The organism is Brevundimonas sp. NPDC046655 (assembly GCF_044901625.1).
In the GTDB taxonomy this organism is placed as follows: Bacteria; Pseudomonadota; Alphaproteobacteria; order Caulobacterales; family Caulobacteraceae; genus Brevundimonas.
This window is the reverse complement of the sequence record NZ_JBJDPV010000003.1, coordinates 19604-39768: the sequence shown is the minus strand read 5'-3', so window position 1 is coordinate 39768 and position 20165 is coordinate 19604. Positions and strand designations below refer to the sequence as shown.

Below are 20165 nucleotides of genomic sequence, written 5' to 3'. Positions count from 1 at the left end.
GCGCTCACTCGATCACATAGCCGACAGGACCCCGCCACCCCGCCCCCGCCTGGGCGGTGGGAGCCGGCGACCCGTAGGCCTGGTTCAGCTGACCAAAGAAGATGGTTTCAGCGTCCTGGGCGATGCGCAGGCCGTCGGCCGGCGTCTGCATCCGGCCCGGCGACGTGGGGCTGACGATATAGGGTTCGACGATCACCACCAGTTCGGTCTCTCCCATCAGATAGTCGCGCGAACGGAATAGCGAGCCCAGGACCGGCAGGTTGGTCATGCCCGGCAGCGAGTCCACTGTCTGACGCGTCGATTCCTGCAGCAGGCCGGCGATCATCATCGAGCCGCCGGAGGGAATTTCGATGGTGTTCTCGCTCCGGCGGACCGACAGGCCCGGCAGGCTGATCGACGACGCCGTGCCGGCGCCGATGGTCAGACCGCCCTGCGGCGTCAGCTCGGACACCTCGACCTTGACCTGCAGCGAGATGCGGCCGCCGGTCAGGACCACGGGGCGGAACGACAGGCCCACGCCATAGGGTTTGTACTCGACCGTGATCTGGCCTTCCTTGTCCCGACCGGCGGGGATCGGGAACTCGCCGCCCGCCAGGAAGCTGGCGGCCTCGCCGTTGACTGACGTCAGGTTCGGCTCGGCCAGGGTGCGCACCAGACCCACGCGCTCGAAGGCCTTGATCGTGGCGTTGCCCTTGTTAAGCCCGTCGGAGCCAGGCCCGGTGCCCGGCTGGGCGGTGTCCCAGTTCGACGGATCGCCCGGAGCGCCGCCGTTCACCGTCGTGGGGCACATGGCGTCCGCCGGCCAGCCAGGGCCGCAGGGCATCTGCATCTGATAGTTCTTGGTGGTGTCCCGCGACACGCCGCCGGTGATCCCGCCCAGCAGCTCGCCGTTGACGCCCCAGGTGGCGGCGTTGCCCAGCAGCCACTGGGTGTCGCCGATCCGGCCGATCACCGCCTGGGTGTCGAAGCCCAGTTGCTTGACCGCGCTGCGCTGCACCTCGACCACGCGAACCTTCAGCGTTACCTGGTCAGAGCCGGCCACGCTGATCATGTTGACCACCTTCTCCGGCGCCGAGACGAAGGCGCGGGCCACCTGGGCGGCGCGCTGGGCTTCAGCCGGGCTGGCGGCGGTGCCCGTGAGGATGATGCTGTCGTTGACGGCTTCAGCGCGGACGTTCGATCCCGGCGAGACCCGGCTCAGCGTGTCCTGCAGCGCGCTGGTCCCGGCGTCGACGCGCACCCTCAAGGCGAGGATGGTGCGCCCCGTCGCATCGAGGAAGACGGCGTCGGTCTCGCCCGCCGCCACGCCGATCACGGTGATGCGGCGCGGCGAATGCAGCATGGCCTCGGCCACCTGCGGGTTCGACACGATCACGTCGCGCGCGTCCGCCGGGAGGTCCACCGCGAAGGAGGTGCCACGCGGCAGGTTCACCATCTGCGGTCCCGCCCCCGTCGAGACGGCGGCGCGGGTCTGGGCCATAGCCTGGGTCTGGGGCGCCGAAGCAGCCCCGCCCAGGACGATCAGGGAGGCGCAGGCCGCCGCGATCAAACGATTCATGCCGGGTTTCCTCATGGGACGGCGACCGCTTCGGCCTGGCCCTCGCGATAGACGCGCACGACGCCGCCCGAAGCGGCGGCGTTTCCTCGGTTCACCGCGCCGGCCACACGGCCCGACGGTCCGGCGGTGTCGGCGTAGGAGCGCAGCACCAGCGACAGTTCGCCTTCGGACTTGGCCAGGGCCAGAACCTCGGCGTCCCGCGCGCTGACCTCGAGCGTCGCGGTGGCGCCGACCACGGCCTGCGCGTCCTCGGCGGCGCGCGTGGCCTGATCGATGGCCAGGACCTTGACGTTCTGCATCACGGTGGCCGCGACGAATTTCGAGGTTTCCCCTCCGGCGGCGCCGCTCGGCAGCTTGACCTCGCGGGTCAGCAGCACGTCGGCCCGGTCGCCCGGCAGGATGAAGCCGCCCGCGGCGGTCTCGACCGTGACGCGAATGGCCATGGCCCTCATGCCCGGCTCGAGATAGGCCGCCATATAGCCGCTGTCGCCGGCCCGCACGATCTTGCGGGCGACAATGGGCTCTCCGGCCAGAATGGGTTCGCGGACGACGGAGCCTATGAAGTCGGCCTTGGCGCCGCCGGTGGCCAGGTCGGTCGCGGCGCGGGTCACGCGGGCGGCGGCGCCTTCAGCCTTGGCGGGCTTGGCGTCGTCCGCCTTGGACGGAGCCTTGGCGTCGCCTTCGGCGGGCGGCGCGGCGGGAACCGGCACGCTGCCGTCCGTGATGAAGACGGGATTGACCTCGGCGACGGGCCAGTCCTTCCACGCCAGGTCGGCGTCGGTCAGGCGGCGGCCAGGCTCCAGGTCCTTGGCGGCGACCAGGACCTTGGCCATGGGCGGGGCCTCGACGGCAGCGACGGCGGTCGCGGTCGGCTTGCCCGACGAGCCCATGGCTCGCACGACCAGGGCCAGGCCGATGGCCGCGAGGGCGGCTATACAGATGACGGCGATTTTGGCGGGCTTCATCGACGGTCTCCGGCAGGCGCGGCGACGTTGATTCAGATCTTCGCCCTCTGCCGTTAACGACAATGAGGCCCGTCGGTTAACGCGCCCCTAAGCGGCCCGACGCCGCATCAGCCGCCGATGAAGGCGCGCACCAGGGGGCTGGACGGATAGGCCATCAGGGCGCCGGCGGCTATGGCCACGCCATAGGGGATGTCGCCCTTGGGCTGCATCAGCCGGGCGACCCAACCAGGCCCGTTCAGGGCGAAGACCTGAAGCCGGGCGCGCGCCAGCAACAGCATCAGACAGAAACCGCCGCCGACCAGGGCGGTGTAAAGAACAAAAGGTCCCGCGCCCGAATAGCCGAACCAGAGGCTGGCCGCCGCCATCAGCTTGGCGTCGCCCCCGCCGACCCAGCGCAGGGCGAACATGCCCATGCCGATCAACAGGGCGACAAACCCGACGGCCAAAGCCGTCGCCACCTGCGTCAGCGAAAGACCCAAGACCAGGGCCGCCGGGAAGAAGCCGAGGATCAACACCCCCGAGATCCAGTTCGGGATCTTCATCGTCGTCAGGTCGTGGAGACCGGCGACGATCACCAGCACCGGCATGACGCCCAGCAGAACGAGAGAGAGTTCAGTCATGCCGCCTACACTCCCCGGGAACCTTTAAGGTCCCGTTGCCGCCCGATCGCGACATTCCGGCAAGGAAAAGGCCGGAACGTTTCCGTTCCGGCCCCTGCCCTTCAAGCCTGATCCCAGGCGAGAAGCAATGCGATTACTGAGCGCCTTCGGCGGCAGTGATCTCGTCGTTCACGCTTTCGAACGTGCCCTTGAGCTTGCCGCCCAGGGTGCCGACAGCGGCGATGATGGCGACGGCGATCAGAGCAGCGATCAGGCCGTATTCAATGGCCGTGGCGCCGGATTCGTCATTGGCGAAGTTCTTGATGAAGTTACGCATGATTGTCTTCCTTCTTTGTCTAAGCGAGCAACAGTTCCACCACCAGGGTCACCGGCTTTGCCCGCTTGACCCCCGTTTGCATGACGACAATGCGCCGGCGATCATTAAGGCCGAGTAAAACGACCAAGGCATCTCGGATTATTTGATGGTTACTGGTCTGTTTACTATAGATTTCGAACAGTTTGCCCGCCTCACCCTCACATTCAGGATTTCTTGATCTTTCGAGGTGAAATTTCACGCTCAGCGCCCGCGCGCGCCCATTCTTCTCAATCGGAGCCGCCGCCCATGCCCAGCACCTTCAAGAGGCTCGCCGTCGGCTCGGCCTCCGCGCTGCTCGCGCTCGCCGCCGTCACCGCCGCTCAGGCCCAGGCGCGCCCGCTGAACGTCGAGATCGACCACGCCACGCGCGTGCAACTGCGGGCGCCGGCCGGTTCGGTGATCGTGGCCAACCCCAAGATCGCCGACGTCACCGTGGTGGACGCCAACACCCTGTTCATCACCGGAAAGGGCTACGGCGTGACCGAGATCGTCGCCGTCGACGCCCTGGGCCGCCCCCTGTTCCAGAGCCAGGTGGTGGTGAGCGCCGGCTCCTCCGGCTCGGTTCGCGTCTGGCGCGGAGCCCAGGCGACGGAAATGGCTTGCGGCGCCAGTTGCTCGCCCAGCGTCCGGGCCGCCCCGGCGCCCTGATCCATGGCAGGGCCGTCTTCTCGTTCGAGCCGCCTGTCGCCGCTGCGACGTCGCAAGCGCGCGCGCGAGGGCTCCACGGCGGTCGAATTCGCCATGATCGCCCTGCCCTTCTTTCTCCTGCTTTTCGGCATCCTCGAGATCGGCCTGCTGCTGCTGCTGGACGCCGTTGTGGAGACCGCGGTGTCCGACGCCGGCCGCCTGGTGCGCACTGGCCAGGCCCAGCAGCAGACGCTGACGGCCGAAGATATCAAGCGGAGGCTGTGCGAAAACATGAGCGTCTTCGCCGCCGACTGCCCGACGCGATCCTTCATCGACGTCCAGGTGGTGGATAGTTTCAGCGACCCCATCGCCCCCGACCCGCTGGCCTCAGGCGTGTTCGACCAGAGCAAGCTGGTCTATCAGCCCGGCGGCCCCGGCGACCGCATCCTGGTGCGCATCTGGTACCAGCAACCGATCGCCACCCCCTTCATCGCCCAGGCCCTGTCGAGAACCAGCGACCACAAGGTCTATCTGACGACCTCCCTGGCCTTTCGCAACGAGCCCTATCAATGAGCCCGCGCCTTCGGTCCGGCGCCTTGCTGCGCTTCTGGCGCGATCGCCGCGGCGTCTCGGCCATCGAGTTCGCGCTGATCGCACCGGTCATGCTGGTGATCTACTTCGGCCTGATCGAGATCTGCCAGGGATACATGGCCAATCGTCGCGCCAGCCACACGGCCTCCATCGTGGCCGACCTGGTGGCCCAGGCCGACGAGACCTCGACCAAGGATCTGACCAGCGTCTTCGCCATCGGTGACATGATCATGCGCCCCTTCTCGGCCGCCGACCTGTCCATCCGCGTGTCCAGCGTGACCATGGACGCCAACGGCGTGGCCCGCATCGACTGGAGCCGGGGCAATGACAAAGCCCTGGTCGCCCTTACCAAGAACTCGACGGTGAGCGATCTGCCGCCCGGCCTGATCGAACGCGGCGAAAGCCTGATCCTCGGCGAGACCGAGTTCAAGTACACCTCGGCCTTCGCTCAGGTCATCAAGCATCCGATCGATTTCAAGCGCAGCTACTATCTGCGCCCGCGGACCCAGGACCGGATCGCCTGCACTGACTGCTAGCCGCCGATCAGGGCGTCCCGGAGCGCTCTAATCTTGGCCTCGGTCTCCTCGCGCTCGGCGCGAGGATCGCTATCGGCGACGATGCCGGCGCCTGCCAGGGCGCGGAAAAGCCAAGCGTCCGTCTCCCGCTCGAACGACGCGGTGCGGATCAGCACCGAGGCGGTAAGGACGCCGTCCCCCGCCAGGCCCAGACCAAACAGGGAGCCGCACCACGGCCCTCGCGGCGCCTCGTGTCCCGCGATCACCTTCATGGCCTGATGCTTGGGGGCTCCGGTGATCGAACCGGGCGGAAAGGTCGCCTCCAGCACCTCGGCGGCGCCGACGCCGGGCCGCGCAGTCGCCATGACCGTGGAGACCAGGTGGTGCACGGTCGGATGGCTCTCGACCTCGAACAGCCGCTCGACCCGCACAGAACCGGGGACCGCGGCCCGCGCCAGGTCGTTGCGCATCAGGTCGACGATCATCAGATTCTCGGCCCGGTCCTTGGCGCTGGCGACCAGTTCGGCGGCCAGGTCGGCGTCGCGCGCGGGATCGGCGTGGCGCGGCCGCGTGCCCTTGATCGGCCGGGTCTCGATCCGGCCTGACGCGGGATCGAAGGTCAGGAACAGTTCCGGCGAGTTGGACACCAGGGCCCGTCTCCCCAGCCGCCAGAAGGCGCCATAGGCCGCGCCCCGCTCGGCCGACAGGCGCACAAAGACATCGAACGGATCACGCCCGGCCTCCAGCCGCCCCTCCCAGGCGCGAGCGATATTGGCCTGGAACAGTTCGCCCGACGCGATGCGGCCCACCACGTCGGCGACGGCGGCATCATATGCTTCGGGCGACGCCTCGCCGGCGAAGGCGGCAGCGGGCGCAGACGGCATCGAGAGTTCGACCGCGTCGCTTCGCCAGTCGGCCGCTCGCCGTGCTTGAGCCTCCGCCTCGGCCGCATCCGCGCCGCGGCCCACCGCCAGGACCTCGCCCGCCACATGGTCGAACGCCAGCAGGGCCGGATAGCGGGCCAGCATCAGGTCCGGCCAGACTTCGGCCCGCGCCCCCGTCGCCGGACGCGCCCCCGCGTCATAGCTCATCAGTCCGACGACGCCGCCGCCCGCGAAATCGCGGTCGCGCAGGGCCTCGAACGGCGCTGACTCGCCAACCGCCCCCACGAACACCCGGTCCGGCTCGCAGGCGACGAAGGACCAGCGCCCGCCGTGCGCCGTCGGATCGCCCGCCCCGGCCAACAAGGCCAGCGCCCCGTCGCGCCGGTTCAGCCCGGCGGCGGCGGCCAGCGGCTCGCGCCAGTCCAATCGCTCAACATGGACGACAGGGCTGCTCATGCCGTCAATCGTTCCCGGATGCGCTCGGCCAGAGCTGCGTCCACGCCCAGAACCTGCTCCAGATAGCCGTTGATCGCGCCATGCCGAGCCGCGATCTCGGCGAAGGCGCCGTCCAGATAGTCGGCCTCGACGCCGAGGAAGGCGACCACGGCCCCGTGCGACGCAGGCCGGCCCGTCATCTCGGTCAGCTTCCTGGCGATGCCGTCGGCCCGCCCCTCCAGATCGACGGCGACATTGGTCAGAAGATAGTCGTTGATGAGGTCGTCGCGCGAAACCCCCAGCAGACTGTGGGTCAGGGCCGCCAGCAGGCCGGTGCGGTCCTTGCCCGCCGCGCAGTGGATCAGAACCGGCCCCTCGCCCTCGGCCAGGGTGCGGAAGTAGCGGGCGAACAGGTCCACATGCGCCGCCTCGAACGGCAGGCGGCGATAGGTGTCGGTCATGAAGGCGCGGCCCGAAGCCTCGGTCAGGTCGCTGGTCTTCAGAAAGGTGATGTGCGGGGCCTCGCCGCCGTCGTCGTGGACGCTCTCGATCACCCGCCCGGCCCAGCCGGCCGGCCGGCGGGATGGCTGGTCGCGGCGTTCGCCGGGACGGCGCAGGTCCACCACCGTGGCGAGATTCAGCGCCGCCAGCGCCTCCAGGTCCGCCGCGGTCGCCCGCGCCTGATGCGCCGAACGATAGAGACGCCCAGACGCAATCCGGCCGTCGCCGACAGCGTAGCCGCCATAGTCGCGGAAATTGTCGATGGCCTGAAACGGCGAAAGGCGGTCGCTCATGACCGCCTTCCTAGGACTATTCACGCGCCAAGGCTAACGGGCGCCGACCAGATCGGACATGGCGTCCAGATAGGCGACGAAGGCGTCGCGCCCGGCATCGGTCATGGTCGCGCGTGTCAGCGGCTTGCGCCCCTGAAAGGTCTTGGCCACCTCGACGAAGCCCGCCTCCTCCAGCTTGCGCAGGTGCACCGACAGATTGCCGTCCGTGGTCTGCAGGCGGACCTTCAACTCGTTGAAGTCCGCCGTCCCGACGCCCGACAGATAGGCCATGATCCCCAGACGCACCCGCCCATGGATGACCTCGTCGATGCGGCCGATGTCAAAGGCGTCAACCGTATCCGAAGCCATCAGATCACCTCCGAGGGTTCCTGACGCACCAGCAGGACGCCGGGGACAAGGGCGAACAGGAACAGGCCCGCCGCATAGCCCAGCCACATCAGCGGGCTGCCCGTCAGGAAGGCGATCAGGGGCGCCGCGATCCAGCAGCCGATGGCCAGCTTCCACTGCCACTTCTGGTCGCTCATGGTCGCCGACACGGCCCAGCCCGAGCCGTAGAGGGCGAAGATGAGCGATGGGAAGATCAGCGAGGGAATCGCGCTCTGCGTCTTCCAGCCGATGACGGCCATCGACAACGACATGACGAAGACGCCCAGGCCGACGCCCATCCAGCCGGCGCCCGAGGCGCGATTGGCCGCCGACTGCGCACCGGGCTTACCGTCAGTCTGGCGGATCTGCCAGATCAGAACTGCACAGAAGGCCAGCATGGCTCCGCCCCACAGGACCGCGTAGGCGACGGGCGGCACGGCGAGAATTCCGCTGTCGATGCCATAGGCCACGACCGAGGCCAGGCCGAAGATCAGACCCGCCGAAATCAGAATTCGACCACCCAGAAGCGGCGCCTGACGCCCTTCCTGGGCCAGGGCCTTCATATAGGCGATGTCGTCGTGGACGGACTGCACTTGATCGCGGGTCATGGCGTTTCTCCCTGCCTGTTGAACGGATAGTGCGACAAGAACTTTATGTTGTAAAGTTCTTTTTCTAGGACGAGGCGCGCGACGCATGGCAGGCCTTGGCCATGCGCGTCGCCTTTCATCACATCGCCTATCAGCCCCTGTCCGTCTGCAACGCCCTGTCGATCGACCGGCTGGAAGCAACCGTGCGTCGAGCCGGGCTCAAACCCGGCGCGGCGGTCATGGACATCGGCTGCGCCTATGGCGAGGTGTCGATACATCTGGCCCGCGCCATGGACGCGCGCGTCACGGCCGTCGAACTGGATCCTGTCATGGCCGAAGGCGCAGAGGCGCGGGTCCAGGCGGCGGGACTGTCCGAGCGGGTCGCCGTGCGGCGCGAGACCTCTGCGGCGGCGCTGGCCGCCCTGCCCCCGTTCGATCTGATCGTCGCCATCGGCTCGACCGAACCGGCGGGCAAGGGCCTGCGCGAGCCCGCCGCCGTCTTCGCCGCCCTGAGCCGGCATCTGACGCCGGACGGCGCCCTGTTGTGGGGCGACCTGTTCTGGAAGGAGGAGCCGCCCGCGCCGTTGCGGCAACTGGTCGAGACCGGCGGCTACTACGTCAGCCATGACGAATGGCAGGCCGCCGCGCGCGAGGCGGGGCTCGAGGTCGTCGTCGCTGAGATCAGCGGCGAGGCCGAATGGGCCGCCTATCGCACCGGCATGGAGACGGCGATCGCCGACTGGCTGGACGCCTGCCCCGACCACGCCGACGCCCCGTCGGTGGCGGCCACGGCGCATCGCATCAAGATGATGCTGGACTTCGGCGCCGACTACCTCGGCTTCGGCCTCTATCTGTTCCGTAAGGGCTGACGCACATCATCTCTCCCTCCCCTTCATGGGGAGGGTGGCTGACGCGAAGCGGCAGACGGGTGGGGGCGCTTCGGCCGTTCAAGCGCCGCGCCCGTTTCGCCACGCCCTCCCCACCCGGTCGCTGACGCGACCACCCTCCCCATGAAGGGGAGGGAGAAAGCGCGCCCTTCTCTTCTTACCGGAATGGCGGCTCATCAAACGCGCGCAGCTTGCGCGAGTGCAGCTTGGCGCCCTCGGCCCGCAGCAGGTCGACCGCCTGGATGCCGATCTGCAGGTGCTCCGAGATCGAGCCTTCATAGAAGCGGTTGGCCTGCCCCGGCAGCTTGATCTCGCCGTGCAGCGGCTTGTCCGAGACGCACAGCAGGGTCCCGTAGGGCACGCGGAAGCGATAGCCCTGGGCGGCGATAGTGGCCGATTCCATGTCGATGGCGACCGCGCGGCTCTGGTTGAAGCGCAGGGCCGACTTGGAATAGCGCAGCTCCCAGTTGCGGTCGTCGGTGGTGACGACGGTGCCGGTGCGCAGTCGCTTCTTGACCTCTTCGCCCGGCGCGCCGGACACCAGCTTGGTCGCGTCGTAGAGGGCGCGCTGCACCTCGGCGATGTTCGGCACCGGGATGTCGGCGGGCAGGACCGCGTCCAGCACGTGGTCGTCGCGCAGATAGGCGTGGGCCAGGACGTAGTCGCCGATGGTCTGGCTGGCGCGCAGACCGCCGCAGTGGCCGATCATCATCCAGGCGTGCGGACGGGTGACGGCCAGATGGTCGCAGATGGTCTTGGCGTTCGACGGTCCCACCCCGATGTTGACCAGGGTGATGCCCTGACCGTCGGCCCGCGTCAGGTGATAGGCGGGCATCTGATGGCGGCGCCAGGCCGCGTCCATGATGGCGCGTTCCGGGTCGGGGGTCTCGCGGTCGATGACCACGCCGCCGGCGCACGACAGGGTCTGATAGACGCTGGTCGGATCGGCCAGTTGGGCGCAGGCCCAGCGCACGAACTCATCGACGTAGCGATGATAGTTGGTGAACAGGACATAGGACTGCACGTCCTCGACCGGCGTGCCGGTGTAGTGGCGCAGGCGTGCCAGCGAGAAGTCGGTGCGCAGACCGTCGAACTGGGCCAGGGGGAAGTCCTCGCCCGGCGCGAACAGGCCGTCCGAGATCTCGTCGCCGATGTGGGCCAGATCCGTGGTCGGGAACCAGCGGGCGATAGCCGCCGTCATGGTGCTGTCCAGCGCCACGCCCGAGCCGTCCAGCACATAGGGGAAGGGGATTTCCTGATCCGAAGGCTCGACCGTGATGGTGACGCCGAACTCGGTCGTCAGCAGGGTCAGCTGCTCCAGCAGATAGTCTCGGTACAGGTCGGGACGGGTGACGGTGGTCGTATAGACGCCGGGGCGCGACAGGCGGGCGAAGGCCCGCATCTCGAGATCATGGGGGCGGTCGCCGAACCAGCTGACGGTCAGCCGCGGATAGGCGAACAGGCCGGCGGCCCGCGCTTCGGGATCGGCGCGCTCGCCGGTCTCGAGGAAGCGCTTCACTGCGGTGCGCAGGTTGGCGACGGATTGATTGTAGAGGGTTTCGAGGCGGTCCAGCGCCGCATGGGGGGTCATCTTGTCTGTCATGATTTCCTCTAGCGGAAAACCGTGACCATGGCGAGACGGGGGAAACACAAGGACACGACTGTTGACCGGACGGCGCGGAAGGCGTTCCGCTGTCACCCGGGAGGAACCCATGTCCAGACGCCTGATTTCGGCCGCCGTCGCCCTGCTGACGCTGAGCGCCGCGCCCGCCATCGCCGAGGTGAAGTCGGCGACGCCCGGCGGATTCGAAGTCGGCGGGTCGGTGACGATCAGCGCCCCGCCCGCCCGCGTCTGGGCCGTGCTGAGCACGCCCGACGCCTGGTGGAGCCGCGACCATCGCTGGTTCAGTCACTCGGTCCTGTCCCTGGACCTGGCGCCCGGCGGCTGCTGGTGCGAGAAGGCTGCGGACGGCCGGACCTCGCGCCATCTGGAGACGGCCCTGGTCGAGCCGGGTGCCAGGCTGGTGCTGCGCGGGGGGCTGGGACCGCTTCAGGGTCAGGGCGCGACCGGCGGCCTGACCTTCGCCCTCAAGGCCGAGGGCGAAGACAGCGTCCTGACCTGGTCCTATATCGTGGGCGGTTATACGCCCGGGGGGCTTGAAGCCTGGGCCGCCCCGGTTGACGGTGTCCTGTCGGCGCAACTGGTCAATCTGAAGACCCGCGCCGAGTCCGGCGACTAGATCAGTTCGCGGCGGAAGAAGGCCGCTGCGGCCTGCGTCAAACCAGCGTCGTCCGACCGGACGAGGCTCTGCACCTGGCCGCCGACCGCTTCGATCCGGCGCGCCAGCATGACCGAGGCCGGGTCCCGGCCGCCCAGCCAGAGCGGCGGGCCGCCGGACCGGACATAGGCCTCGGGCCGCGTCGCGGTCAGGTCCCGCGCCGAAGCCGCCGGCCGGTCCATCGCCCCCACCGCCCGGATCAGATCGGGCCGCCCCCGCGCGGCCATGTAGCGTCGGTCAAGGGCGAGCATCAGGGCGACGTCCGCGCTCGCCCCCAGACCCAGCACGCCCAATCGCGCGGCGTCGCCCCCGAATGTCTGCGCCCGCTCGGCGACCCATGACGTGGCCTGGGCCGCATCTGCGATTACGGCTCGCGGTGGCGTCCCCGCCATCCGCAAGCCCGCCGACACCACGACGACACCGCCCCTCATCAGTCGAAGCGCCGCGAATCGTGTCCCGCCGAACACCACCAGAACCGGCAGCCCCCGCGCGCCGCGCGGCGCATGGACCTCGATCGTCTGATGCGGATCCTCGCCATAGCGCAGGCGACTGTTCCGACTTGCGGCCGTCGCGCCAAACGGCGCGACCAGCAGACCGCCAAGCAGGGAGACGAACAGGCCTCTGCGGGTCATGGCGCTCCGACGATCAGGAAAACTCGCCCTTTTAGGCATGAGGCGAGACGTTTGCTCAATCCCACTCGGTCGCCTTCGGGTCGAATGTCACGTTTCACTCATCGTTTTGTCGTAAAATATTTACATTGAAAAAATTGAGCGCATAATTCGCTCTGAGGCCGGAGCGAATTTCGGCCAAGGGAGGATATCGCATGCGCCTGATCGCCGTCGCCGTCTCGACCCTGCTGCTCGCCGGAGCCGCGCCTGTTCTGGCCCAGTCGCCCGAACAGAGTCCGCAGAGCCAGAGAACGCAGCCGACGCGCGTCTCGGCCGTCCAGCCGCAGCGCGTGGTGCTGATTTGCGAGACCGACGCCGCCACCCGCACCGCCTTCAACCGGCAGTACGGCGCCGAGCCGGTCTTCCTGACCGCGCGCGAAGCCGTCGAGGCCAAGGCCGCCGGTCAGGGCTGGGCCACCCCGCGCTGCATGACCGAGCGCGAGCATGGCCGTTACGTCCAGCTGACCCAGGCCTACGCCGCCCACTAGGCCGCCGCTGCAGAACGACAAAGGGCGCGGCCATCGCTGGCCGCGCCCTTCTTCATGGCCGAATGTCCGGCTACTTGGCCAGATACTTGTCCAGCCAGCCGAAGACCTCGTTGTGCCACTGCAGGCTGTTGGCCGGCTTCAGCACCCAGTGGTTCTCGTTGGGGAAGAAGACGAGCCGGCTGTCGATGCCGCGACGTTGCAGGGCGGTGAAGGTCGACAGGCCCTGGGCCGTCGGGATGCGGTAGTCGAGGTCGCCCTGGACCACCAGCATCGGCGTCTTCCAGTTCTGGACGTGGTTGGCCGGGTTGAACTTCTGATAGCCCTCCGGGTTTTCCCACGGCGTGCCGCCGTATTCCCACTCGGTGAACCACAGCTCCTCGGTCGAATAGCCCATGCCAAAGGTGTCGAAGACGCCGTCATGGTTGACCAGGCACTTGAAGGCGTCCGACCAGTTGCCGGCGATCCAGTTGATCATGTAGCCGCCGTAGGAGGCGCCGAGCGCGCAGGCGTTATTGCCGTCCAGGAAGCCGTACTTGGCCTGAGCCGCGGCCCAGCCCTTTTGCAGGTCTTCCAGCGGGCGGTCGCCCCAGTGCTGGCTGATGGCGTCGGTGAACTCCTGGCCGTAACCGGTCGAGCCGTGGAAATCGATCATCACCACCGCATAGCCCGCGCCCGCATAGGTCTCGGGGTTCCAGCGATAGGACCAGCTATTGCCGAACGAGCCCTGCGGCCCGCCGTGGATCAGGAAGGCGACCGGATACTTCTGACCTTCGACATAGTTGGCGGGCTTGATGACGAAGCCGTGCACCGTCTCGTCGTTCCAGCCGGGGAAGCTGAACTGCTCGAACTGGCCGAAGGCCTTGTTCGCCAGCTGCGGGTTCACATTGGTCAGGCGACGCGGCATCTCGCGACCGCGCCAGGTCTTGAAATAGAGGTCGGCGGGCGAGGTCAGGGTGTCGACCGACATGACGAAGCCCGAGGGCGTCTGCTGGAAGGCGCCGACGTGGCCTTCGCCGGTCAGGGGCATGACCGAGCCGTTGCGGGCGTCGATGGCGAACAGGCGGGTCTGACCGACGTCGCCGGCGGTGGTGTAGAGGGTCTTGCCGTCCGCCGACCACTGCAGGCCGTCGGCCGAGCGATCCCAGTTGGCCGCGATCTGGCGCGTCTGATCGGTGGCCATGTCACGCAGGAAGATCGAATACTTGTCGGCCTCGAAGCCCGGGCGGGCCATGGCGCGATAGGCCAGGGTCTGGCCGTCCGGCGAGAAGACCGGGCCGGTGTCCCAGGCGGGGTTGCTCTCAGTCAGATTGGTCAGTTGGCCCGGGGCGGAAACAGCAACGCTGTAGAGGTCGAAGTTCGTGCTCCACGGCTCGCTGTTCTCGGCCTTGCGGGCCGAGAAGACCAGCGATTGCCCGTCCGGGGCGAAGACGAACTCGCTCTCATCGCCAAACGGCTTGGAGGGGGTGTCGCCGTCAAAGCCCTTGGTGACCCAGACCGGATCGCCGGCGGCCTTGCCGTCCGCGCCGATGGTCTGGACGAAGAGGTGGTTCTGGGTGTGGTCGCTCCAGGTGTCCCAGTGGCGCACGAACATCCGGTCATAGACCTGACCCGTCGATTTCACGTCGGCGGCGGCCTTGGCGCGCTCGACCGAGGCGTTCAGGTCGCCCGCTTCGGGATAGACGGCTAGGGACACGGCCACGGCGTCGCCCGCGGCGTTGACGCGGTAGGCGTTGACGTCGGTCGGCAGGCTGGTGACTTGCGTGGCCGTCGCGCCCCGGTCGCTAGACACCCAGACCTGGCTCGACCCCGAACGGCCCGACAGGAAGTAGAGCTTGCCGTCGGCGCCCCAGCGCGCGGTGTTGGCGCCGCCTTCGGAGATGGCCAGCTTCTGCGCCTCGCCCTCGCCCTTCAGGCTCAGGATGTAGAGGGCGCTGGAGCGACGGTTGGCGGCCACGTCGGTCTGGGTCAGGGCATAGACCACCCAGTCGCCGTCCGGCGAGACCTGCGGATCGCCCAGCCGGTTGGCCGAGATCATGTCTTGATAGGTGAAGGCGTTCGACGCCGCCGGCGCCGAGACTGCGGCGGGCGCGGGCGCCTCGGCCAGGGCCGGCAGGGCCGAGGCCGTCAGCAGGGCGACGGCGCTGAGGCCAGACAGAAGATGGGGCAGGCGGCGCATGGACGCTCCTCAAGCGGATTTCGATCTGCCAGAAGGCCTATACCCCCATGCGCCGCCCGCAAAGTCCCGTTTTAGTTCCGCCCCTCCGCCGTCCAGCGCGCGGTCCAGTCCAGAATCTCCTGCTGCCAGTCGACCCAGGTCCGGGGCTTCAGCACCCAGTGGTTCTCGTCCGGGACGTGGACGAAGCGGCTGGGGATGCCCTCGCGCTGCAGGGCCGAGAAGGTGGCCAGACCCTGCTCCATCGGCACGCGGAAGTCCTTGGATCCGTGCAGCACCAGCATCGGCTTTTTCCAGTCCGCGACATAGGTCTCGGGGTTGAAGGCGTCGTACAGGTCCTTGCGCGTCCAGCTGGGGCCGCCGAACTCGTGGATGAAGTTGCCGATGTCCATGGCGTTCATCAGCTGCGGAACGTCGAACACTCCGGCGTGGTTGACCAGGCAGCGCCACGGCCCGTTCCACTTGCCCGCGATGGTGTTGACCATATAGCCGCCGTAGGAGGCGCCGAGCGCGCAGGCCCGGTCGCCGTCGATCCACGGATTGGCCGCCAGCGCGGCCTGCCAGCCCTTCTGCAGATCTTCCAGCGGGCGGTCGCCCCAGTGGTCGTTGATGGCGTCGGTGAAGGCCTGGCCATAGCCCGGCGAGCCGTGGAAGTTGACCATCACCACCGCATAGCCCGCCGCCGTATAGACCTGCGGATTCCAGCGATAGGACCAGCTCTCGGTCCACGGCGACTTGGGCCCGCCGTGGATCAGATAGACCGCCGGATACTGGCGGCCCTCAACATAGCCAGCCGGTTTGAACACCCAGCCGTGCGCCGTCTCGTTGTTCCAGCCAGCGAAGCTGATAGGCTCGGCCTCGGGGAGATCCAGGCGCGCCAGAACCTCGGCGTTGTGCTGGGTCGCCTGACGCGCCGCGCCGCCGTTCTTCGACACGAAGACCTGGGTCGGGGCGGTGAAGCTGTCCTGAGCGTAAGCGAGGACGCCCGCCGCCTCGTCAAAGGCGTTGACCGCGCCGTCGCCGGTCAGGGCCTTCACCGCACCGGTACGGGCGTCGATCTCGAACAGACGATTCTGCCCCTCGTCCGCGGCGGTGACGTAGAGGGCGCGACCGTCCGAGCGCCAGGTCAGGCCCGACGGCCCGCGATCCCAGTGGGTCAGTTGCCGGGCGTTGTCCCCGCTGGCGTCGGCAATCATGACCACGGCCTGATCGCCCCCGACGTTCTCGCGCGGCGAGGCCAGCCAGGCCAGGCGACGACCGTCCGGCGAGAAGGCCGGGTTGCCGTCCGCGCCCTTGTTGCCCTCGGTCAGGTTGACTGGCGCTCCGCCGTCCAGCGACACGCGGTAGAGGTCGCTGTTGTTGGTGAAGGGCTCGCCCGCGCCCTGCTTCTGGGTGCTGTAGATCAGGGTCTTGCCGTCGCGCGACAGGGTGAAGTCGCCGTCGCCCGCCGCCACGTCGGCGTCCAGACCCGGCATCAGGTCACGCGCCTCGCCGCCGGCCAGGCCCGAGCCGTTCAGCGGCTGGCTGAACAGGTGGGTGCGGCGCCCGTCGGCCCAGCGGTCGAACACCCGCAGCGGCAGGCGGTCATAGGCCTGAAGCCCGCTCTTGGCCCGCTCGGCCAGCCGATCCTTGACGCATTGCAAGGTGGCGCAGTCGGTGAAGACCGAGACCGCCAGGATCAACGAACGCCCGTCCTCGGCGATGCGGAAGCCCGAGACGTCGATCGGCAGGGTCGTCACCTGGGCCGCCGCCATGCCCTCACGATCGGCGCGCCAGACCTGGTTCGATCCGCCGCGCGAGGACAGGAAATAGATGGCCTGACCGTCCGGCGCCCAGCGCGCGCCCGAGACGCCGCCCTCGGAAACCGCCAGCTTGCGAGGCGGCGTCGCTCCGTCGACGTCGGCCAGCCAAAGGGCGTTGACGCCCTTGTTGCCGTCCCAGTCGGTGGTGCGCACAGCGTAGAGGATGCGGCGACCATCGGGCGAGACGCGCGGATCGCTGACTCGCTCCATCATCGCCAGTTCCTTGACCCCGAGCCCGGCGCGGGCGGCGGGGGCCTCGGCGACAGGCGCAGCGGCGGTCTGAACCGCTTCACTCAGGGCGGTGGCGGGCGAAGCCGCCGTCATCAAGGCGCCGAAAGCGGCGGCCAGCATCCAGCGTGATTGCATCTTCCAACCCATCCCTGAAACAGCGTCGCAGGATTGATAGGCCGTCGAATCCCGCGCGCCAAGCCGCTTGCCGCCGCCGCCGGGAGCGGCGACAAGCAGGGTCATGAGTCCCGCCTCGTCCCATATCGTCGACGTGCTGATCGCCGAGCGCGCGCCGCGCCTGACGCGCTCCGCCGCCTGGCCGCTGGTCCGCCCCGCCCTCTACGGCCTGCTGGACTACGCCAAGGCCCGGCGCATGGCCGACGCCATCGGCCCGATGGGAGGGCGTCAGGCGCTGGACTATGTCTCGGACCTGCTGGAACTGACGGTCGAGACGCAGAATCTGAACCGTCTGCCGGCTGCGGGCCGCTGCCTGGTCATCTGCAACCACCCGACCGGCATCGCCGACGGCCTGGCCGTCCACGACGCCCTGCGCACCGTGCGCGACGACCTGATCTATTTCGCCAACGCTGACGCCCTGCGGGTCTCGCCGCGCCTGGCGGAAACCGTCGTCCCGGTCGAATGGGTCACGGCCAAGCGCACCCGCGAAAAGACCCGCGCCACACTTCAATCGGCGAAAGACGCCTTCGAAGCCGAGCGCTGCGTCGTCATGTTCCCTGCCGGGCGGCTGGCCCGCGTGGACGAGCAAGGTCGCCTGACCGATCCCGAATGGGCCACGACCGCCGCCTCGCTCGCCCGCAAGTACGAGGCCCCGGTGGTCCCGATCCACGTCGCCGGGCCGACCAGCCGCCTCTTCCACCTGTTCGACCGCTTCTCCCAGGAACTGCGCGACATCACCCTCTTCCACGAACTGCTGAACAAGCAGGGGCGCGCCTTCGACCTCAGCGTCGGCCATCCTATTCCGTCCGAACGGCTCGACATCGACGCCGCCCGCGCCACCGAGGCGCTGAAAACCTTTGTCGAGCGCGTCCTCTCGACCGACCCCGACGCAGTGTTCGCATGACGACCTTTGAACTGATCGACGCCGAGGCCACGACCCGTCTGGGCCAGGCCATCGCCCCCCTGCTGGCGCCCGGCGAAGCCGTCCTGCTCTACGGCCCGCTCGGCATGGGCAAGTCGACGCTGGCGCGCGGCCTGATCCGCGCCCTGACCTCGCCCGACGAGGACGTGCCCAGCCCCACCTTCACTCTGGTCCAGTTCTATGAGAGCGATCCGCCCATCGCCCACTTCGACCTCTATCGCCTGACCCGTCCCGAGGAGGCCTTCGAGATCGGGCTGGACGAAGCCCTGGACGAGGGCTGCGCCCTGATCGAATGGCCCGAGCGTCTGGGCGAAGATCCGGGCCGGATGCTCGGCCCCGACCGGCTGACGATCACCATCGCCGAAGACGGCGAAGGCCGCCTTGCGACCGTTTCTGGCGCAGGGTCGTGGGAAGCGAAACTGAAGGAAGTCCATGTCTGACCGCGAAGCCCTCCGTCTCGATTTTCTGCGCTCGGCCGGGCTGGCCGAGGCCGTCCGCGCGCCCCTTCCCGGCGACGCCTCGACGCGCCGCTACGAGCGCCTGACCACGGCCTCGGGCGCGACCCTGATGCTGATGGATCAGGCCCCCGCCGCCGAGAGCCAGCCCTGCGATCCGTCGTGGACGCCGGAACAGCGCCACGCCCACGGCTGGAACGCCGTCGCCCGCCTGTCCGCCGGCCGCATCGAGGCCTTCGCCGCCGTCGCCGCCCACCTGAAGTCGCTCGGCCTGTCCGCGCCTGAGATCGTCGCCGTTGACGCCCCCAACGGCCTGGCCGTGATCGAGGACTTCGGCGACGCCCTGTTCGCCAATGTCATCAACGAAGGCGCCGAGGAAGCCCCCCTCTATCGCGCCGCCGTCGAGGCCCTGGCCGTCCTGCACGCCGCCCCGACGCCCGAGGTCCTGAGCGGAGCCGCGGGCGACTGGCCCCTGCTGACCTATGACCAGACGGCGCTGCAAGGCGGGGCCGATCTGTTCGTCGAATGGCTGCCGAAGTTGATCCCGTCGCTGGCCTTCAATGACGACGCCGTCGCCGAATGGCGCACCGTCTGGGCCCCGATCACGGCGGCGGGCGAGGCGGGGGCCACCGTCATGGCCCACCGCGACTATCACGCCGAGAACCTGATCCGGCTGGCCGACCGGACCGGCGCCGCCTCGGTCGGCCTGATCGACTTCCAGGACGCGGTGAAGGCCCACCCGTCGTGGGACCTCCACTCCCTGTTGCAGGACGCTCGCCGCGACGTCTCGCCCGAGTTGGAGGCCGTGGCGCTCGACCACTATTTCACCCTGCGCCCCGACACCGACCGCGAGGCCTTCATGGCGGCCTACGCCGGTTTGGCGGCGCTGAACGAGGCGCGCATCCTCGGCGTCTTCGCCCGCCTGATCGCCCGCGACGCCAAGCGGAAATACGCCGCCTTCATGCCGCGCATGTGGGCCCACCTGAACGCCAACCTGAAGGCCCCCGGCCTCGAGCCCGTCGCCGCCTGGATGGACCGCCACGTGCCCGAGGACGTCCGCCGATGACCGCTCCCAAGACCGCCCCCACAACCGCCATGGTCCTCGCAGCCGGGCTCGGCACGCGGATGCGCCCCCTGACCGACGACCGGCCCAAGGCCCTGGTCGAGGTCGGCGGCCGCGCCCTGATCGACCACGTCCTCGACCGGCTGGCCGAGGCAGGCGTCACAAAGGCCGTGGTCAATGTCCACTGGTTCGCCGACCGGCTGGAAAACCATCTGGCCGCCCGCACCCGTCCGGCGGTCGTCATCTCCGACGAGCGCGCCGAACTGCTGGAAACCGGCGGCGGGCTGAAAAAGGCGCAGCCCCTGCTCGGCGACGATCCCGTCTTCGTGGCCAATATCGACAGCGTCTGGATAGACCGCGGCGACGCCCTGTCTGACCTGATCCGTCTGTGGGACCCCGAGCGCATGGACGCCGCCCTGCTGCTGGCCAAACGCGAAGGCTCGATCGGCTTCGAGGGCGGCGGCGACTTCTTCCTCGGCGACGACGGCCAACTCACCTTCCGGGGCGAGGCCGCCTCCGCGCCTTACGCCTACATGGGCGTCCACATCACCCGCCCCGACTATGCCGACCAGGGTCCCGACGGCCCCTTCTCGCTCAGCCCCCTGTGGCGCGCTTCCGCCGCCCAAGGCCGCCTCTACGGCTGCGTGCTGGACGGCGACTGGATGCACGTCGGCGACCCTCAGGCCCGCGACGAGGCCGAGGCCCGACTGAAGGACGAGGGCTGAC

The 20165-nt window shown here is 68.7% G+C and carries 22 protein-coding genes; 10 read left to right on the top strand and 12 right to left on the bottom strand.

The genetic code is table 11. The annotated features are described in order from the left end of the window. Positions 1-4: 4 nt before the first annotated feature. The 4 genes from ACI2KI_RS09945 to ACI2KI_RS09930 form a co-directional block, all read right to left on the bottom strand. A complete protein-coding gene (locus ACI2KI_RS09945) occupies positions 5-1558 on the bottom strand; it encodes a type II and III secretion system protein family protein (protein ID WP_404619685.1) in 1554 nt (517 codons plus the stop codon). Positions 1559-1569: 11 nt separating this feature from the next. Then, entirely contained in the window at positions 1570-2523 is a 954-nt protein-coding gene (gene cpaB, locus ACI2KI_RS09940) for a Flp pilus assembly protein CpaB (RefSeq protein ID WP_404619683.1), read from the bottom strand. Positions 2524-2630: 107 nt separating this feature from the next. Beyond that, a complete protein-coding gene (locus ACI2KI_RS09935) occupies positions 2631-3143 on the bottom strand; it encodes a prepilin peptidase (RefSeq protein WP_404619681.1) in 513 nt (170 codons plus the stop codon). A gap of 133 nt (positions 3144-3276) precedes the next feature. Further along, positions 3277-3459 (bottom strand): Flp family type IVb pilin, encoded by a 183-nt coding sequence (locus tag ACI2KI_RS09930; RefSeq protein ID WP_292085240.1) that lies wholly within the window; start codon positions 3457-3459, stop codon positions 3277-3279. A 285-nt stretch (positions 3460-3744) separates the two neighbouring features. On the opposite strand from ACI2KI_RS09930, the gene ACI2KI_RS09925 reads away from it, so the two are divergent. The 3 genes from ACI2KI_RS09925 to ACI2KI_RS09915 are packed head-to-tail and all read left to right on the top strand — an operon-like array spanning position 3745 to position 5252. Continuing rightward, positions 3745-4146, top strand: coding sequence for a pilus assembly protein N-terminal domain-containing protein (locus tag ACI2KI_RS09925; RefSeq protein WP_404619679.1), 402 nt, complete (start codon positions 3745-3747; stop codon positions 4144-4146). A gap of 3 nt (positions 4147-4149) precedes the next feature. Beyond that, entirely contained in the window at positions 4150-4698 is a 549-nt protein-coding gene (locus ACI2KI_RS09920) for a TadE/TadG family type IV pilus assembly protein (RefSeq protein ID WP_292085238.1), read from the top strand. Further along, positions 4695-5252, top strand: a complete 558-nt coding sequence (locus ACI2KI_RS09915) for a TadE/TadG family type IV pilus assembly protein (RefSeq protein WP_292085236.1) — start codon at positions 4695-4697, stop codon at positions 5250-5252. The genes ACI2KI_RS09920 and ACI2KI_RS09915 overlap by 4 nt, the downstream gene beginning before the upstream one ends. Here ACI2KI_RS09915 and ACI2KI_RS09910 read toward each other — a convergent pair. From ACI2KI_RS09910 to ACI2KI_RS09895, 4 genes are read right to left on the bottom strand one after another with little or no spacing between them, the layout of a single operon-like run. Next, positions 5249-6571, bottom strand: a complete 1323-nt coding sequence (locus tag ACI2KI_RS09910) for an anthranilate synthase component I family protein (protein ID WP_404619677.1) — start codon at positions 6569-6571, stop codon at positions 5249-5251. The two genes, ACI2KI_RS09915 and ACI2KI_RS09910, sit on opposite strands and share 4 nt — an antisense overlap. Next, a complete protein-coding gene (locus ACI2KI_RS09905) occupies positions 6568-7344 on the bottom strand; it encodes a tyrosine-protein phosphatase (protein WP_404619675.1) in 777 nt (258 codons plus the stop codon). Before ACI2KI_RS09905 ends, ACI2KI_RS09910 begins: the two co-directional genes overlap by 4 nt. Before the next feature lie 33 nt (positions 7345-7377). After that, positions 7378-7692, bottom strand: a complete 315-nt coding sequence (locus ACI2KI_RS09900; protein ID WP_404619673.1) for a winged helix-turn-helix domain-containing protein — start codon at positions 7690-7692, stop codon at positions 7378-7380. After that, positions 7692-8318, bottom strand: a complete 627-nt coding sequence (locus tag ACI2KI_RS09895; RefSeq protein WP_404619671.1) for a hypothetical protein — start codon at positions 8316-8318, stop codon at positions 7692-7694. The genes ACI2KI_RS09900 and ACI2KI_RS09895 overlap by 1 nt, the downstream gene beginning before the upstream one ends. A gap of 101 nt (positions 8319-8419) precedes the next feature. On the opposite strand from ACI2KI_RS09895, the gene ACI2KI_RS09890 reads away from it, so the two are divergent. Further along, complete coding sequence (locus tag ACI2KI_RS09890; protein WP_404619669.1) at positions 8420-9166, top strand: SAM-dependent methyltransferase; 747 nt, start codon at positions 8420-8422, stop codon at positions 9164-9166. Between the two features lie 175 nt (positions 9167-9341). Here ACI2KI_RS09890 and ACI2KI_RS09885 read toward each other — a convergent pair whose 3' ends face one another. After that, positions 9342-10787 carry an AMP nucleosidase gene (locus ACI2KI_RS09885; RefSeq protein WP_404619667.1) on the bottom strand — a complete coding sequence of 482 codons (1446 nt, stop codon included), beginning with the start codon at positions 10785-10787 and terminating at the stop codon, positions 9342-9344. Between the two features lie 109 nt (positions 10788-10896). Here ACI2KI_RS09885 and ACI2KI_RS09880 point away from each other — a divergent pair, with 109 nt between their 5' ends. Beyond that, positions 10897-11424: an SRPBCC family protein gene (locus ACI2KI_RS09880; protein WP_404619665.1), complete on the top strand. Its 528-nt coding sequence runs from the start codon at positions 10897-10899 to the stop codon at positions 11422-11424. On the opposite strand, the gene ACI2KI_RS09875 is transcribed toward ACI2KI_RS09880, so the two are convergent. Continuing rightward, complete coding sequence (locus ACI2KI_RS09875; protein ID WP_404619663.1) at positions 11421-12095, bottom strand: alpha/beta hydrolase; 675 nt, start codon at positions 12093-12095, stop codon at positions 11421-11423. The genes ACI2KI_RS09880 and ACI2KI_RS09875 overlap by 4 nt on opposite strands. Before the next feature lie 191 nt (positions 12096-12286). Between ACI2KI_RS09875 and ACI2KI_RS09870 the strand changes: the two genes are divergently transcribed. Next, positions 12287-12619, top strand: a complete 333-nt coding sequence (locus ACI2KI_RS09870; protein ID WP_404619661.1) for a hypothetical protein — start codon at positions 12287-12289, stop codon at positions 12617-12619. 70 nt (positions 12620-12689) lie between these two features. On the opposite strand, the gene ACI2KI_RS09865 is transcribed toward ACI2KI_RS09870, so the two are convergent. Both ACI2KI_RS09865 and ACI2KI_RS09860 read right to left on the bottom strand, forming a co-directional pair. After that, entirely contained in the window at positions 12690-14795 is a 2106-nt protein-coding gene (locus ACI2KI_RS09865; protein WP_404619659.1) for a prolyl oligopeptidase family serine peptidase, read from the bottom strand. Positions 14796-14866: 71 nt separating this feature from the next. Continuing rightward, a complete protein-coding gene (locus ACI2KI_RS09860) occupies positions 14867-17065 on the bottom strand; it encodes a prolyl oligopeptidase family serine peptidase (RefSeq protein WP_404619657.1) in 2199 nt (732 codons plus the stop codon). On the opposite strand from ACI2KI_RS09860, the gene ACI2KI_RS09855 reads away from it, so the two are divergent. The 4 genes from ACI2KI_RS09855 to murU are packed head-to-tail and all read left to right on the top strand — an operon-like array spanning position 17064 to position 20164. Further along, positions 17064-17903: a GNAT family N-acetyltransferase gene (locus ACI2KI_RS09855; protein WP_404619655.1), complete on the top strand. Its 840-nt coding sequence runs from the start codon at positions 17064-17066 to the stop codon at positions 17901-17903. The two genes, ACI2KI_RS09860 and ACI2KI_RS09855, sit on opposite strands and share 2 nt — an antisense overlap. Further along, complete coding sequence (gene tsaE / locus ACI2KI_RS09850; RefSeq protein WP_404619653.1) at positions 17900-18361, top strand: tRNA (adenosine(37)-N6)-threonylcarbamoyltransferase complex ATPase subunit type 1 TsaE; 462 nt, start codon at positions 17900-17902, stop codon at positions 18359-18361. The genes ACI2KI_RS09855 and tsaE overlap by 4 nt, the downstream gene beginning before the upstream one ends. Then, positions 18354-19442, top strand: a complete 1089-nt coding sequence (gene amgK / locus ACI2KI_RS09845; RefSeq protein ID WP_404619651.1) for an N-acetylmuramate/N-acetylglucosamine kinase AmgK — start codon at positions 18354-18356, stop codon at positions 19440-19442. The genes tsaE and amgK overlap by 8 nt, the downstream gene beginning before the upstream one ends. Before the next feature lie 29 nt (positions 19443-19471). After that, on the top strand, positions 19472-20164 hold the full coding sequence (murU, locus tag ACI2KI_RS09840; RefSeq protein ID WP_404620247.1) for an N-acetylmuramate alpha-1-phosphate uridylyltransferase MurU: 693 nt from the start codon (positions 19472-19474) through the stop codon (positions 20162-20164). Position 20165 lies beyond the last annotated feature (1 nt).